We start from the raw sequence: 15,037 nt of genomic DNA, 5'->3' as shown, positions 1-15,037 counted from the left end.
CAACCTAAGTTGAGATCGTAGACCGCCGATCGGAGGGGCACGGTGCGCCTGTTTGCGGTCGGAGAGCGGAAATGGAACAGCTAAATCAACAACATGGCAGTGGTAGCGTGTTCAGGGTCGACAAGTTCGTCGTCCCTAGCGAAGCCCGCGAAGAAATCATCGCCAAGGTCAGGATGACGCACGAATTGTTGCGCCAGCAAAAAGGCTTCGTTCAGGATTTCTTGCTCGAGCAATTCTCCGGGCCGGGGGAGTTCAACCTCGTGACCATTGTCGAATGGGAAAGCCAGGCAGCCATCGACAATGTGGTGCCGATCGTCAAGGCCGCGCATGAGCACATTGCCTTCAACCCGCAGGAGACGATAGCCCGGCTCGGCGTCAGGGCCGACATCGCCAACTATCATCGGATTCCTGGCGTGTAGGCTCTACGGCCAGCCGGCACCCGGTGCCGGAGCCTCGATGCTGAGCAATTGGCCGGTGCGGGCATCGCTGATCATGTATTCGAAGCCGCGCCATTCGGCGGCGACGATGAACAGCGTCTTGCCTTCAGCGCCGCCGAGCATGCAGGCAAAGCAGCCGCGATCGGCGTCGACGCTCTCGAGCATTGCGCCGCCTTCTCTCACGCGCACGCAGTGCCGGTTGGGCACGTCGGCATACCAGATGGCGCCCTCGGCATCGAGGCAGATGCCGTCGGGAAAGCCGTTGCCGAGGTCGACCCATCGCCGCCGGTTGGCAAGGCTGCCATCGGCGGCGATGTCGAAGGCGGTCAGCCTGTTGGCGTGGGATTCGGCGACGATCAACGTCTTGTTGTCAGGCGTCACCGCCATGCCATTGGCGAAGGCGATCTTGTCCGCCACCTGCCGCACCGACCCGTCCGGCGCAATCAGCACGACAGTGCCGGGGCCGAAATGCTGGCCGGGAGCCGGCGCCGGCCCGCCACCATTGACGTAGATGTTGCCTCGCCCGTCGACGACGATCTCGTTCCAAGGGTTCTCTGAGAGGTGTCGCAGATCGGCGTGCGTGACCAGCCTCCCGTCTGCTTCTTGCCGCAGCACCAGCCCTTCACGCCCGCAGACGACGAGCAGGCGCCCGTCCGGCAGCCAGTCGATCGAATAGGGCAGGGTGGCAGGCACGGTGAGCATGATCTCGCTGCTGCCGTCGGCATCGACGGCGATGATTTCTCCGGTTCCCCAATTGCAAAACCACAGGCGGCCGTCATGCCAGCGCGGCGACTCGCCGAAGGCCAGGCCGTTCATGACGATGTGCGCCTGTTTGGCTGCTGATTTCTGTGATGGCATTCGTTAGCTCCAGCTGTCGTTCGGCGGCCGCTTCGATAAAGGCACCGTATCTCCAAGGACGAGTGAGGCCGGGTTGCCCCGACAACAGTCACGGTTTTTTCGGACTGGCTCATTGGGTCCCTCCAACGCCTGCGATCGACAAACGCTGACGGGACCCAGCCAAGCCGGCCAGCCCTCATTGCCGCGTTGCGGCCACGGGGGCTTTCCGCTATTGAGGCCGGACCTGAAACTAGGGCTGTTTCCAACCCATGGACCTCGTCGACACGATCAAGAAAACGTTCGTTCCGATCCATCGCGAAGGCTATCCGTTCATCGCGGCGTTCGCCGCGGTGACGCTTTTCCTCGGCTATTTCTCTTCGATCCTGTTCTGGGTCTGCCTCATGCTGACCGCATGGTGCGTCTATTTCTTCCGCGATCCCGAGCGTGTCACGCCTGTCGACGACCGGCTGGTGGTGAGCCCGGCCGACGGCATCATCACTGCGGTCGGCCCGGCCGTGCCGCCGCGCGAACTTGGCCTCGGCGGTGGTGAAATGACCCGTATCTCGGTGTTCATGGATGTTTTCTCCTGCCATGTGAACCGCGCCCCTGTGCGCGGCCGCATCACAAGGATCGAGCATCGGCCGGGCCAATTCCTCAACGCCGCGCTCGACAAGGCGAGTGCCGACAACGAGCGCAACGGGCTGGTCATAGATAGCCCCAACGGCACGGTGGCCGCGGTGCAGATCGCCGGCCTGGTGGCGCGGCGCATCGTCTGCTGGGCCGAGACCGGCGGCACGATCGGCATCGGCGAGCGCTTCGGGCTGATCCGCTTCGGCTCGCGGGTCGACGTGTTCCTGCCGTCGACCGCGACGCCGCGTGTCGCCGTCGGCCAGACCGCGGTTGGCGGTGAAACCATACTGGCCGAATTCGGCGGCATTGCCGCAACGCCGCTCGTGCGGGTGTCCTGAGCCGTGGGCGCGCCGTTCAAGAAGTTCGAGGCACATGGCAGCGGCGGTCCGCGCATCCATGAAATCCCGATGCGCATGGTGCTGCCCAACCTTGTCACCGTGCTCGCCATCTGCGCCGGCCTGTCCGGCATCCGCTTCGGCTTCGAAGGCCGTTTCGAGCCGGCAGTGGTGATGGTGCTGCTCGCCGCCTTCCTCGACGGCATCGATGGCCGCCTGGCTCGGATGCTGAAGGCGACGTCCAAATTCGGCGCGCAGATGGATTCGCTAGCCGATATCGTCAATTTCGGCGTTGCACCCGCGCTGGTGCTCTATGCCTTCCTGCTCGACCAAGCCGGCTCGCCGGGCTGGATCGCCGCGCTCCTGTTCGCCATCGCCTGCGGACTCCGGCTTGCCCGCTTCAATGTGCTTGACGAGGACACGGACCGGCCGGTCTGGCAGACCGAATATTTCGTCGGCGTGCCGGCGCCGGCGGGCGCCGTGCTGGTGATGCTGCCGCTCTATCTGTCCTTCCTGCGGCTAGGCCTGGAGCCATCCCGCACTGCCGCCTTCATTGCCACCGGTTTCACCATTCTGGTTGCCTTCCTGTTGGTCAGCCGGCTGCCGGTGTATTCCGGCAAGAGCCTGAAAGTCCCGGGCGACAGGGTGCTGCCGATCATCCTCGGCGTCGTCCTCTATATACTGCTGTTGATGACCTACCCCTGGTACACGCTGACGGCGTCGGTCGCCGGCTATCTGATCTTTCTGCCGTTCAGCATCCGCGCCTATTCGAGGCGCGCCAAGCGCGAAGGCGAGAAGGTGCCGCCTTCAGACATCGGCTGACAGACGTATCGCCAATTCGCTCCGAAGGTTATCTGGAGCATTTTGCAGCCAAGCGGATCACTTGGCGTCGCAGAAATGCGGCTAAACAAATAGATGGAGCGGGATGCCCAGTTCAATTTGAACGCATCCCGCTCTAGCGGGAACCTGCCGGCATCTTGACCGTTCTGTCTCAGCGGGCGAGGTGCGCGACCTCGCGAAACGCCTTGCCGTCGACCTCTCAAGCTGCTGCGCCAGGCGCAGCACCTGAAGAAGTGCGAGGAGAAGAAATGGTTGTCGTCCTCATCGGTGCGTTGCTCATTGTCGCTGGCGTTGTGTACATGGCTGGCGCAGCCCTAGGGCGCGGGCGGCTCAGTGATCCGGCGCCTGTTCGCGCGGCGCCGGATCGCTCGACGCCAAATCTCGCAACGCCAGGTCCGACCCTTGAGCCGCGGCGGCGCGGCCTCGGCTTCCTCGGCCTTTCGCAGAACTGGCCGGGCCTGCTGATGATGGCGGTCGGCGTCATCCTGCTGTTGTCGGTTGTGGTCCTCTAAGGCGTTAAGCTGCCGCGCTGAGCCCTAGCCGGTCGATCGCCAGTTTGCGGGTCGAGACATAGTCGGTCTTGCCCGAACCCAGCACCGGGATTTCCTCGACCTTGACGATGTCGTTCGGCACCATCAGATCGGCGGCACCTGCTTGTTTGCCGAATTTGCGCAATTCGTCGGGGTTGGCGTCATGGGCGGTGGTGACCAGCACGATGCGTTCGCCGCGGCGCCTGTCCGGCACCGCCACCACGGCATGATGCTCTTCCGGCCATAGCGACTGCACCAGCATCTCGACGGCACCCAGCGACACCATCTCGCCGGCGATCTTTGCAAAACGCTTGGCCCGCCCGCGAATGGTGAGGAAGCCTTCGCGGTCGACCGAAACGATGTCGCCGGTATCGTGCCAGCCGTCGAGCGGCTGCAATTCGCCGGGCCGATCTGATGTCATGTAGCCCATCATCAGGTTTGGCCCATCGAGCCACAACCGTCCGGCGCCGCTAATGCCCTCGATCGGTTCGAGTTTCATGCGCATGGCCGGCAACAGCCGCCCGACCGTGCCGTCACGGCCGTGGATGGCTGTGTTGACGGCAACGACGGGCGCTGCCTCGGTCAAGCCGAAACCCTCGATGATCTCGGCCTGGAAGCGCTCCCGGTAAACGCGGCGTGTCTCCGGTTTCACCGCCTCGGCGCCGGCGACAATGAAGCGCAGGCTGGAGAAATCGCCGTCCTTGGCGGTGCGCGCATAATTGGCGAGGAACGTGTCGGTGCCGAACATGACGGTCGGCCTTGCATTGCGTGCGACCTCAGGGATCAGTTTGTAGTGGAGCGGCGAGGGATAGAGGAACAGTTTTACTCCGGTGACCAGAGGCAGGATGGTGCCGCCCGTCAATCCGAACGAGTGGAACACCGGCAGCACGTTGAGCAGGATATCGGCCGGCGAGATGGTGATGCGGGCTTCGGCCTGCATGGCGTTGGCGAGAAGGTTCCGGTGCGACAGCACCACGGCCTTGGGCGTGCCTTCCGAGCCGGAGGTGAACAGGATCACCGCCGGCTTGGCTGCATTCTGCGGCTGCAGCGGCCAGCGCCACAGCAAGGCGGCGGCGAGCTTGTCCAGCACGGTCACGCTGGTGCGCACATCCTCCAGCCACAGCAGCTTGGCGCCGCCTCCTTCCACCGCCGCGACGATGTCTGCGAGGCTGGCCTTGTCGACAAAGGCGCGCGACGAGACCACGGTGCGGATCTCCGCCGTGCGCACAGCGGCGGTGACGCTGGCCGGGCCTGCGGTATAGTTGATCATCGCCGCCACCCGGCTCGCCGACAGCAGGCCAATGAGCGACAGCACGACGCCATTGGTGTTGGGCAGCAGCAGTCCAACCGCTTCGCCCGGCGCCGTCACAGCCTCGAAGCGGCGGCCGAGCACCCGCGCGCCGATGAACAGCTTTCTGTAGCTCAGTGCGCCGCTGATCACGTCTTCGACGATAGGATGCGAGGCGCCGACACGGTCGGCGGCGTCGCGCATGGCGAGGAACAGGCCGCGATTAAGATCGCTGCCGAAAAGCCGGGCTTCAGCGAAACGGTCGAACAGCGCATTGGTGTTCGAGGACTGATCAGCGTTTCGCGCCACCAGCTCGGTGATGGTCATTGGCTCCAGCACGCTGATCGACAGGCGGGGAAACCAGCGCCGCGGCGCCTTGTCCGCCGGCGTCAGCGATACCGGCAGAGTTCGCGCGCCGGCGACGAAGATCGGCACGATGCGGGCGTCGGCCTGCATGGCGATGCGGGTAACGGCGCGAAACAAGCGAAATGTCTTGATATCAGGCTCGACCGCGTCCGGCAGATAGACGGCTAGGCGGCCTTTGCCCTTCAGCACCCGCACCAGCCGACGGCTGACGAAGACATGCTCGGCATTGAAGGCGATGGTGCGGCCAAGCTCGCGCCATGGTTCGAGCCAGGGCGACCTGGCAGAGGCCTGGTCGAGGATATGCAGCGTGTCTTCCGGCAGCAGCGACAGCATCAGCGCCGGTTCGAGGCGCGACTGGTGCGAAATGACGTAGATGACCGGAACAGCTGCTTTGCGGGCGATCCTGATGCGATCATCGGCGACCCGGTAGGCGAGCTTGAACGGCACATAGAGCAGCGCCTGGGTGAAGCGTAGGCCGAGGCGGAATTTTTCCACCACACCGATCAGCAGCCAGGCCGCGACGAGGCCCGCAAGCAGCGCCAGTGTCAGGGTCATGCCGCGTCTCTCCCAACAGATTCTCACGTCGCGGTTCTTTCCCGACCGCTTCAATGAGAACCTAGACGAAGTGGGCTCAACGTCAATGCGGAGGTCCTTTCTTCTCGCCGCCCGCCGTGCCCGACACTCCTCGATCGGCGTCGCACAATCTTCGTCAGTTTCGGCGTCTTGCCGTATTCGGCGCAAATGCAGATGCTGCTCGAACAGCCCACCGCATTATGTTGGATGGGTGCAGATCTTGTCTTCAAAGAAGGCCCTGTTCGGTCGACCGGAACCTCTGCAGGGAGGAAGCGTTCCTCGCCTAAAGCTACAACCGCAGGCTATCGCCCGGAGTCGGGCATACCCTGCCGCTATTTGTCAGTTGGGGGGTGCGATGCACGACTATTATAACCTCGGTCGATACAGCCGGCCGGTGACGACAAGCTCGTCCGAGGCTCAGGTCTGGTTCGACCGCGGCCTGATCTGGCGTTATGGATTCAACCACGAAGAGGCGGTCAAGTGTTTCCGCAAAGCGGCCGAATGTGATCCCGGCTGCGCCATGGCCCGTTGGGGCGTCGCCTACGCCCTCGGCCCCTATTACAACAAGCCGTGGGCCGACTTCAACGAGCAGGACCTCAAGCAGACGCTGGTCGAGGCGCGTCGCGCGACGGAGGAAGCGCTGGCGCTCGCCGACGGTGCGGCGCCGGTGGAGAAGGCGCTGATCCGGGGGCTGGAGCGCCGCTACCAGTCGGATCATGTGGTGGATAACGAAGACCTGCGCGCCTGGAGCGACGCCTATGCGGCGGCGATGCGGAAAGTCTACGCAGCGTTTCCGGACGATCCCGACGTCGCCGCGCTCTTCGCTGAGGCATTGATGGACCGCACACCCTGGCAGTTGTGGGACCTCGAGAGCGGCGAACCCGCTAAGGGCGCCGATACAGTCGAAGTCGTGGCGGTACTGGAACAGAGCTTGCGCCTATCGGATGAGCGCGAGGTCGCGCACCCCGGCCTCATCCATCTCTACATCCACGCCATGGAGATGTCGCCGCATCCCGAACAGGCGCTGCGCCCTGCCGACACTCTTCGCGATCTCGTGCCGGACGCCGGCCATTTGCGGCACATGCCCTCGCACATCGACATTCTCCGCGGCGACTATCACGCAGCGCTGGTCGCCAACGAGCGGGCGATCGAAGCCGACCGCAAGTATCTGGAGCGGGAGGGTCCCTTCAACTTCTATACCCTCTCGCGATGTCACGACTATCATTTCAAGCTCTATGCGGCGATGTTCCTCGGCCGGTACCGTCCCGCCCTGGACGCAGCCAATGAAATGCTTGCCACCGTCCCGGAAGCGCTGCTGCGACAGGCAACGCCGCCGATGGCCGACTGGCTGGAAGGCTATATGCCCATGAAAGCGCACGTGCTGGTGCGGTTCGGCAAATGGCAGGAGATCCTGGACGAACCGCTTCCCGACGATCCATACCTCTACCGGGCGACCACGGCGGTCTGGCACTATGCAAAGGGCATTGCCCATGCCGCGCTCGGACAAACAGCCGTGGCCGAAGCGGAGCAGCGCCGCTTCGAGGAGGCGTTCGCCCGCGTTCCGGAAACGCGCATGTTCTTCAATTACCGCTACGTCGACATTCTGGCGGTCGCCGCGGAGATGCTTCGAGGCGAGATTGCGTATCGGAAGGACGATCACGAAGCGGCCTTCGCGCATCTCCGCGCCGCAGTGGCGCGGGACGACGGCCTTCCCTATGACGAGCCTTGGGGCTGGATGCAGCCGACGCGGCACGCACTTGGGGCCTTACTGCTCGAGCAGGGCCACATGCGAGAAGCGGCGCAGGTCTATGAGGCGGATCTGGGAATGCATCGTGGCTACAGACGGATCTCGCGGCACCCCGACAACGTCTGGGGCCTGCACGGCTATGTCGAAGCCCTGCATCGGCTTGGCCGGCACGAAGAGGCCGATGACATTCAGCCTCGCCTCGATCTGGCGATGTCGCGGGCCGACGTCGAGATTCGTGCGTCGTGCTTTTGCCGTCTCGGCGACAACTGCTGCGCGTTATGATCAACGCACCGTTGCGGGTGTTGCCCGTTTCAGCCGTGACGCCAACGTCTGCGCCTATCCCTCGCCGCAAGGAGGGATAGGCGCCCTCACACCGCTTTCAACCTCCCGCTGATGAAGCGGAATTCCTGTGTCTTGCCGCCGTAGCCATAGGCGGCGGCCGGCACTTCGTGCACCAAGGCGTAGCTTTCTTCGTGCATCTCACCCAGCAAGCGGCCAAAGGCGGCGAAGATCGCCTTGAAATAGGCTTCCAGTTCGAGCTTGGTGTTGGTGCCGTCGACCACCTTGATGTCGAGCCAGAACGTGTTGGCGCCATGCTCGGCCAGCGACTTGCCGCCGGCGAACCAGTGCTGCGGGTCGAGATAAGATATGGCGACCGCGGTGATGGTGGGGTCCTTGCGCAGATGCGTGGCGGTCAGCTCGGTCACCTCCCTGGCGATGGCGGCGGACAGAGCGGCATCGGGCCTGCCGGTGACGGTGACATTGATGATCGGCATTTCTTTTCTCCTGAGGGCGTCTCGCGCCGCTGGGAAAACCATGTCACGGCTGCAGCGTCAAAAAAATCGAATTGTTTTGGATTAAGAGTTCGATATAACTGAATTATGCAGGCGCTCGACCCCGATCTCCTCAAAACTTTTCTCGCCTTCGTCGACGGCGGCTCGCTTGCTAAGGCGGCATCGATCGTTGGTCGCTCGCCTTCGGCGGTGACGGCGCAAATGCAGCGGCTCGACGATATTGTCGGCGAACCGCTTCTGGTGCCGCAGGGAAGAGGGCGCGGCCTGACGGCGGCGGGCGAAGATCTGGTCGGCCATGCGCGGCGCATCCTTGCTGTGCATCGCGAGGCGTGGCTGGCCCTCAAGGGCGTGCGAGCCGATGGGCGCGTGGCCATAGGCACGACACAGGATTTCGCCGACAGCGGCCTGCCGGAACTGCTCAGGACCTTTGCCGCGAGCCACCCGCGCGTCAGGATCGAACTGCGCGTCGGCCGCTCCGCCGAATTGGCGCACGCGCTGCAAACCGGCATCCTCGATCTGATGATCGCCATGCGGCAGGCTCCGGCGCCGGACGAAGTCGGCGTGCTCCGCGAGCCGATGATGTGGCTGTGTTCGCAAAGAGGCTTGGCCACACGCCAGGACCAGCTGCCGCTGGCGCTGCTCGATCCGCAGTGCGGCTTTCGTGACGCGGCGATCGCGGCACTCGACACGACAGGCCGCCGCTACCGGATCGCCGCCGGCAGCGCCAGCCTGGCCGGGCTGCGCACGGCGGTGAACGCCGGCATTGCTCTGACGCTGCGGACGGCGCGCTTTGCCCATTCCGGCATCGTCGAGGCGCCGCGCGAATTTGGCCTGCCGTCGGTTCCCATCGCCGAGTTCGCGATCCGGCTGCGCGAGGACGCCGACCCGCCAGCGCAGGATTTGGCTGCGCTACTCAGCGACAGCCTTGCCTTGGCGGGCCCACCAAGCTGATCTGCAAAGAAAAAGCCGACCTTGCGGTCGGCTGGAGGTGAGACGGGCCGAGGGGTTTGGGGGGACTTGGGGGTGGCCCGTCAAACCCAACAATGCTTGAACCCGATGATGGTTCCACGATTTTGCAAATTTATTTCAGAGGCAGACTTTCCCGGGCAGAGCGCTGCCTCGCCGCTTGCCAGTCGCGCCCGGCATGGGCGAACACCGCGCAGAGCACGATGGCGCCGCCGATCATGCTGGCGGCCGGCGGGATCTCGGCCAGGAAAAGGAAGGCGAACAGGATCGCGAACGGCACTTCAGCCGAACCCAGCAGGCCGGATTCGGCCGCTGGAATGAGCCGCGCGCCCTCCGTCCACAGGATCGAGGCCAGCGCGAAAGACGCGCCGAAGGCGACGAGCAGCACTGCGTCTCTGGTCGAGACGGCTAGCGGGTCGGTGACGAACCAGCCGAGCACGAACAGGAGGAATGCCGATACCGCACCGGCCCACACCACAGGCGTGTCACGGAAGGCGCGCACCATGATCATGTAGAGCGCGGCGCCGACCGTCATCAGTAGCGCCAGCCCGTCACCGAACAGATTGCCGGTGCCGAAGCCGGACCACACCATGATCGCCACACCGCCGAGCGATACGGTGGCGGCGGCAAGCGTTTGCAGGCGGAAGCGCTCACGAACCAGCACGAAGGCAAGCAGCGCGGTGACGAAGGGTGCGGTGGCGTAGATGATCGCGACATTGGCGACGAAGGTGAATTTGAACGCTGAGATGAAGGCGATGCTGGCCAGCGCACCCTCGATCGCCAGCAGCCAGCCGCGCCAGCCGAGGCGCAGGCTTTCACGCCTGCCGGAGCGGCGGCGGCGCCACAGCACATAGAGGGTGATCAGGATCGAGCCGACGAAGCCGCGCCAGCACGTGATGGTCAGCGGGTCGGCATGGATCGACTTGGTCAACACTCCAGTGAGGCCAAAGACGGCCGCCGACGCCGAAACCAGGATGATGCCAAGGGTGCGCTCGGCGGCGGTTTCGGTGGTGGCTGGCATGCTTAGGGATCCCGTCATGTCACCAGACTATGCTGCCTTGTCCTGACACCGTACTGTCAGCAGGGGGTGCCGCATCCTACAGTCGCTTGCGGAAATGTTCGTTGCCGATGATCAGCAGGCCGGCCGCGACGATCAGGGTTTCAGCGTACGCTACACGGGTGGAACCCTGCGCGGCGCTGCGCCAGCGGCGAGCTAGCGTTGGGGCAGGGCTGGCGGCTCGGGTATCCCGTCCGGCCGATGCGGTTGAAGGGCGCTCCCGGGGCATGGAGCCGGGCCTTGGCCGCGCACCAGACAATACTGGAAGGCCGGCTGCGCCAGCTTTCCGGCGTGATAGAGAAGATCGGCAGACTACGGACGACCTCGCTCGAGGCGAGGCGCCAACCGCCGGGGAACTGGTGCGCTCAATGGCGCCGGACGCCAGACTCAGCGGGCTCGGACGGATGGCGTCATCGCGTGGCGGCCCCAGGTCGCATGAAAAGGCACCCGATCTAATGACGCACCAATATCCGGACAGCTTGTCACTCTGATCCAAATGTCGTGAAATCGAGGTTTAGGCCGTAGAGTCTATTCGAGTATCGTGACGAGCGATGAAGATGACTGTCGAAAAGGGTTGGACATGGATGCCACCGGACTGAAGGCCATGCAGGCGCCGCTCAAGGACGCCTATCGCGACGACGCGTCGAGCGCGCTGGTCACGCTCAGGGCCAGGGGCTCGATCGACGACCAGTCGATCGCCTGCAAAGTTGAGACGGGCCGGGCGCTGGCCGTTGCCGGTCTCCATCCGGCTACCGGCGGTTCGGGGCTCGAACTGTGCTCGGGCGACATGCTGCTGGAGGCGCTGGTCGCTTGCGCCGGCGTGACGCTTAAGGCGGTGGCGACGGCGCTGGAGTTCAAACTCGGAGCCGCCACGGTGGAGGCCGAAGGCGATCTCGATTTTCGCGGCACCTTAGGTGTGGCAAGAGATGCGCCGGTCGGCTTCCGCGCCATCCGGCTGAATTTCATCCTCGACACCGACGAGCCACAAGAGCGCATCGACACTCTGCTCAAATTGACCGAACGCTACTGCGTGGTGTTCCAGACCATCAATGCCAAGCCGGAGCTGACGGTAAGCGCGCGCCGCTGAAACGCGCGCCGCCGGCTATTCACTTTCGCCCTCGTCGGCGAAGGGCGAGGCGCTCGGCACGCACTGCACCGACCAGCCGGCCGGCGTCGGCTGCTTCTGATATTCGGTGACGGCGGAGGTGCATTGTTCGCGGGTGTCGAACGTGCTGGGCAGCACCACCATGCCGCCTTGCGGGCCGGCAATCACCAGATACCAGACCAACGCTACGCTCGAAGCCGCCATGGGAAATTCCTCGTTTGTTGTGGGATTCGGGCGATCCTATCAACTCCGCGCGGTCGACGAAAGCGCGGCTGGCGCGGTGGTTCGCCACGGCATCACGGCGTGAGGTTCGACGTTTGTTTGAACAGCTCAGTTCGCGGCAAAGCAGTAGAACAGGCCGTCGCCGCCGGTGCTCTTCAGCGCCTCCTGACTGCAGCCGCCGCGTGAAGCGTGCGAGGAATTCCACGATTTGGCGGCGGCCGAATCGTCGAGACCGGCGCGATCGTGATGGCCCGTCATTGCCGCACCTTCTGCTCCGCTGAGCGTCCAGTCGCCGCAGGTCTGGTCGGCGATTTTCGTGCCGTCGGGCTTGGAGCCGGTCAGCACGTCGTGCCGGTTGGGCTTGTCGCCGCGGCCGTTGACCACGTTGCCCTTTTCGTCGAGCGCCGTCTGCTTGGTGATCGCGTTGGCATCGCTGTGCAGCGAAGCCACATCGTCGGCGATCTTGTCGCCCTTGGCGTTGAACCACGGTCCCTTGCCGATGCGATCGCGCGCATCGGTGTCGCTGGTCGAGAGATAGGCGCGCCATGTCTTGCCGGTCACGCCGGCGGCTTCAGCCAGCGACCCGCAATGCGCATCGGCGCCCGCCCGGCCGCCGAGATCGGCGCCCTTGCCCGAGCCGACGCTGGTGACGAAGAAGCTCATTGTCGTATCCTGTGAGGATGCGACGCCGACGGCTGCAAGCGATGCGGCGGCGGTGACGAGAAGCAGTCTGCGCATGGTGGTCCTCCGTTTTGCGAAAACTAAGCATTCCAACAACGTCGGTGGCGGCGCAATTCTTCCGCCAAAATACGCGGTGCGTCTACTCCGGCTGCCGGTAGGCGACAAAACGGTTGTGCTTGGCCTGGAAGATCAGCCCGGTTTCCCTAAGCGCAGGGCTGGCCAGCGGCACGATGCGTTTGGCGATCTCTGAGGGATGCGGCAGCGTTCCCGGATCCTCGCCAGGCACCGCCTGCGCCCGCATGGCGGTGCGGGTGGCGCCGGGGTCGGCGGCGTTGACCCTGAGGGCCAAGTTTTCCGTCTCGTGCGCCCAGGAACGCATCATGGTCTCGACCGCCGCCTTCGACGCAGCATAGGGCGCCCAGAAGGCCCGCGCCGAATGGGCGGCGTTGGAGGAAAGCACGATGGCGCGACCGGCATCGGAGAGTCTGAGCAGCGGGTCGACCGAGCGGATCAGCCGCCATGTCGAGGTGACGTTGATGGTCATCACCTTCTCGAAGGTCTTGGCCTCGACATGGCCGATCGGCGAGATCACGCCGAGCACCCCGGCATTGGCGACGAGAACGTCGAGCTTGCCCCAGCGTTCGTGGATGGCACCGCCCAGCCGGTCGATGCCGGCCATGTCGGCGAGGTCGAGCGGCACAAGCGTGGCTTGTCCGCCCGCCGCCTTGATCTGATCGTCGAGTTCCTCCAGTCCGCCGACGGTGCGGGCAACCGCGATGACATGCGCTCCGGCAGCGGCAAGTTCCAGGGCGATGAAGTAGCCGATGCCGCGCGAGGCGCCGGTGACGACCGCGACACGGCCGGAAAGATCGAGGGCAGGGGCGGGGATCATGCGACAGCCTCCGTGAGTAGGCGTGAAAACACCCCCCTCTGTCCTGCCGGACATCTCCCCCTCAAGGGGGGAGATTGGCCCTCATCCGGCTCAGCGCCCGTTTTGCGACCGTCGCGATTGGCGAAAGTCGATAGTTCAGCCGATCTCCCCCCTTGAGGGGGAGATGTCCGGCAGGACAGAGGGGGGTAAACTGGGGAAGGCAAATGGTGGTCCGGCAACCCTACGACCCGCCCGCAGCCAAGAGCGACAGCGTGCGCACATTGTCGGAACCTTCGAAGTCGGCAAGCCGAGTCGGGTATTGCCCGGTGAAGCAGGCGTCGCAGAATTGCGGCTGCTCGTTGTCGCGGCCGGCCTCGCCGACGGCGCGGTAGAGCCCGTCGATCGACAGGAATCCGAGCGAATCGACGCGGATGAACTCGGCCATCTCTTCCACCGACATGCGCGATGCCAAGAGCTTCGACTTCTCCGGCGTGTCGACGCCGTAGAAGCAGGATGCGCGTGTCGGCGGCGAGGCGATGCGCATGTGCACTTCCTTGGCGCCGGCATCGCGCACCATCTGCACGATCTTCTGGCTGGTAGTGCCACGCACGATCGAATCGTCGACCAGCACCACGCGCTTGCCCTCGATCATGCGGCGGTTGGCGTTGTGCTTGAGCTTGACACCCATGTGGCGGATCGAATCGCCAGGCTGGATGAAGGTGCGGCCGACATAGTGATTGCGAATGATGCCGAGCTCGAACGGGATGCCCGCGGCTTGCGAAAAGCCGATCGCCGCCGGAGTGCCGCTGTCCGGCACCGGCACGACGATATCGGCCTCGACAGGGCTTTCGAGCGCCAGCTCGGCCCCGATGCGCTTGCGCACCTCGTAGACGTTGCGGCCTTCGACCGACGAATCTGGACGCGCGAAATAGACATATTCGAAGATACAGAAGCGGGTCTTCTGCGGCTCGAAGGGAAACAGGCTCTCGATGCCCTTGGTGGTGACGACAACCATCTCGCCGGGCTTCAGGTCGCGCACGAAACGCGCACCGATAATGTCGAGCGCGCAGGTTTCGGAAGCCAGGATCCAGGCGCCGTCGAGATCGCCGAGCACCAGCGGGCGGATGCCGAGCGGATCGCGGCAGCCGATCATCTTCTTTGCCGTCATCGCCACCAGTGAGAAGGCGCCCTCGACCTGGCGCACTGCATCGATGAAGCGCGAGTTGAGATCGCGTTCCCTGCTGGTGGCGACCAGATGCAGCAGCGTCTCGGTGTCGGAAGTCGACGAGAAGATCGCGCCCTGTTTCTGCAGCGCGCGCTGCACGGTCATGGCGTTGGTGAGGTTGCCGTTGTGGGCGACAGCGAAGCCGCCATCGGCGAGTTCGGCGAAAAACGGCTGGATGTTGCGCTGGCCAGCACCGCCCGTGGTGGCGTAGCGCGTGTGGCCGATAGCGCGGTTGCCCTGCAGGCTGTCGATGACGCGCTGCTTGGTGAAGGTGTCGCCGATCAGGCCGACATGATGTTCGACGTGGAACTGGGTGCCATCATAGGAAACAATACCGGCCGCTTCCTGGCCGCGATGCTGCAACGCATGCAGGCCAAGTGTGACGATAGCTGCGGCGTCCTGCCGGCCAAAAATACCGAACACACCGCATTCGTCGTGGAAATGATCGTCAGCTTCGGCGGAAAGCACGTCGTCTGCGTCTGCCATCTTCAGCTCCGCTAAAGTCGCTATATAGTGTGATGACTGCTCGAGAG

At 64.4% G+C, this 15,037-nt stretch carries 15 protein-coding genes; 7 read left to right on the top strand and 8 right to left on the bottom strand.

The window, feature by feature from the left end; translation table 11 throughout:
- The first annotated feature begins 71 nt into the window (after positions 1 to 71).
- The gene (locus tag EJ075_RS32740) at positions 72 to 419 is read left to right on the top strand and encodes an antibiotic biosynthesis monooxygenase (RefSeq protein ID WP_126107152.1); all 348 of its coding nucleotides are present in this window, start codon (positions 72 to 74) and stop codon (positions 417 to 419) included.
- 3 nt (positions 420 to 422) lie between these two features.
- On the opposite strand, the gene EJ075_RS32735 is transcribed toward EJ075_RS32740, so the two are convergent.
- Positions 423 to 1,295 (bottom strand): SMP-30/gluconolactonase/LRE family protein, encoded by an 873-nt coding sequence (locus tag EJ075_RS32735; protein WP_126107151.1) that lies wholly within the window; start codon positions 1,293 to 1,295, stop codon positions 423 to 425.
- A gap of 248 nt (positions 1,296 to 1,543) precedes the next feature.
- Between EJ075_RS32735 and EJ075_RS32730 the strand changes: the two genes are divergently transcribed.
- From EJ075_RS32730 to EJ075_RS32720, 3 genes are all read left to right on the top strand, one after another.
- On the top strand, positions 1,544 to 2,242 hold the full coding sequence (locus EJ075_RS32730; RefSeq protein WP_126107150.1) for a phosphatidylserine decarboxylase: 699 nt from the start codon (positions 1,544 to 1,546) through the stop codon (positions 2,240 to 2,242).
- Positions 2,243 to 2,245: 3 nt separating this feature from the next.
- Positions 2,246 to 3,061 (top strand): CDP-diacylglycerol--serine O-phosphatidyltransferase, encoded by an 816-nt coding sequence (gene pssA / locus EJ075_RS32725; protein ID WP_095483176.1) that lies wholly within the window; start codon positions 2,246 to 2,248, stop codon positions 3,059 to 3,061.
- A 266-nt stretch (positions 3,062 to 3,327) separates the two neighbouring features.
- Positions 3,328 to 3,591: a hypothetical protein gene (locus EJ075_RS32720; protein WP_126107149.1), complete on the top strand. Its 264-nt coding sequence runs from the start codon at positions 3,328 to 3,330 to the stop codon at positions 3,589 to 3,591.
- Positions 3,592 to 3,595: 4 nt separating this feature from the next.
- Here EJ075_RS32720 and EJ075_RS32715 read toward each other — a convergent pair whose 3' ends face one another.
- A complete protein-coding gene (locus EJ075_RS32715) occupies positions 3,596 to 5,818 on the bottom strand; it encodes an AMP-binding protein (RefSeq protein WP_126107148.1) in 2,223 nt (740 codons plus the stop codon).
- A gap of 373 nt (positions 5,819 to 6,191) precedes the next feature.
- Here EJ075_RS32715 and EJ075_RS32710 point away from each other — a divergent pair, with 373 nt between their 5' ends.
- On the top strand, positions 6,192 to 7,865 hold the full coding sequence (locus tag EJ075_RS32710; RefSeq protein WP_126107147.1) for a tetratricopeptide repeat protein: 1,674 nt from the start codon (positions 6,192 to 6,194) through the stop codon (positions 7,863 to 7,865).
- 86 nt (positions 7,866 to 7,951) lie between these two features.
- On the opposite strand, the gene EJ075_RS32705 is transcribed toward EJ075_RS32710, so the two are convergent.
- Complete coding sequence (locus EJ075_RS32705) at positions 7,952 to 8,359, bottom strand: 4-oxalocrotonate tautomerase family protein (RefSeq protein ID WP_126107146.1); 408 nt, start codon at positions 8,357 to 8,359, stop codon at positions 7,952 to 7,954.
- A 105-nt stretch (positions 8,360 to 8,464) separates the two neighbouring features.
- Between EJ075_RS32705 and EJ075_RS32700 the strand changes: the two genes are divergently transcribed.
- On the top strand, positions 8,465 to 9,328 hold the full coding sequence (locus tag EJ075_RS32700; RefSeq protein ID WP_126107145.1) for a LysR substrate-binding domain-containing protein: 864 nt from the start codon (positions 8,465 to 8,467) through the stop codon (positions 9,326 to 9,328).
- Between the two features lie 130 nt (positions 9,329 to 9,458).
- Here the strand turns inward: EJ075_RS32700 and EJ075_RS32695 are convergent, their stop codons facing one another.
- Positions 9,459 to 10,364 carry a DMT family transporter gene (locus tag EJ075_RS32695; protein ID WP_095483181.1) on the bottom strand — a complete coding sequence of 302 codons (906 nt, stop codon included), beginning with the start codon at positions 10,362 to 10,364 and terminating at the stop codon, positions 9,459 to 9,461.
- A gap of 616 nt (positions 10,365 to 10,980) precedes the next feature.
- On the opposite strand from EJ075_RS32695, the gene EJ075_RS32685 reads away from it, so the two are divergent.
- Positions 10,981 to 11,487: an OsmC family protein gene (locus EJ075_RS32685; protein ID WP_095483182.1), complete on the top strand. Its 507-nt coding sequence runs from the start codon at positions 10,981 to 10,983 to the stop codon at positions 11,485 to 11,487.
- A gap of 15 nt (positions 11,488 to 11,502) precedes the next feature.
- Here the strand turns inward: EJ075_RS32685 and EJ075_RS32680 are convergent, their stop codons facing one another.
- From EJ075_RS32680 to purF, 4 genes are all read right to left on the bottom strand, one after another.
- Positions 11,503 to 11,709, bottom strand: coding sequence for a hypothetical protein (locus EJ075_RS32680; RefSeq protein WP_095483183.1), 207 nt, complete (start codon positions 11,707 to 11,709; stop codon positions 11,503 to 11,505).
- A gap of 126 nt (positions 11,710 to 11,835) precedes the next feature.
- A complete protein-coding gene (locus EJ075_RS32675; RefSeq protein ID WP_126107144.1) occupies positions 11,836 to 12,465 on the bottom strand; it encodes a hypothetical protein in 630 nt (209 codons plus the stop codon).
- Positions 12,466 to 12,547: 82 nt separating this feature from the next.
- Entirely contained in the window at positions 12,548 to 13,300 is a 753-nt protein-coding gene (locus EJ075_RS32670; RefSeq protein ID WP_095483295.1) for an SDR family NAD(P)-dependent oxidoreductase, read from the bottom strand.
- 220 nt (positions 13,301 to 13,520) lie between these two features.
- The gene (gene purF, locus EJ075_RS32660) at positions 13,521 to 14,990 is read right to left on the bottom strand and encodes an amidophosphoribosyltransferase (RefSeq protein WP_126107143.1); all 1,470 of its coding nucleotides are present in this window, start codon (positions 14,988 to 14,990) and stop codon (positions 13,521 to 13,523) included.
- Positions 14,991 to 15,037 lie beyond the last annotated feature (47 nt).

Source organism: Mesorhizobium sp. M6A.T.Cr.TU.016.01.1.1, assembly GCF_003952585.1.
Taxonomy (GTDB): domain Bacteria; phylum Pseudomonadota; class Alphaproteobacteria; order Rhizobiales; family Rhizobiaceae; genus Mesorhizobium; species Mesorhizobium mediterraneum.
This window is presented reverse-complemented; position numbering and strand designations above follow the sequence as displayed.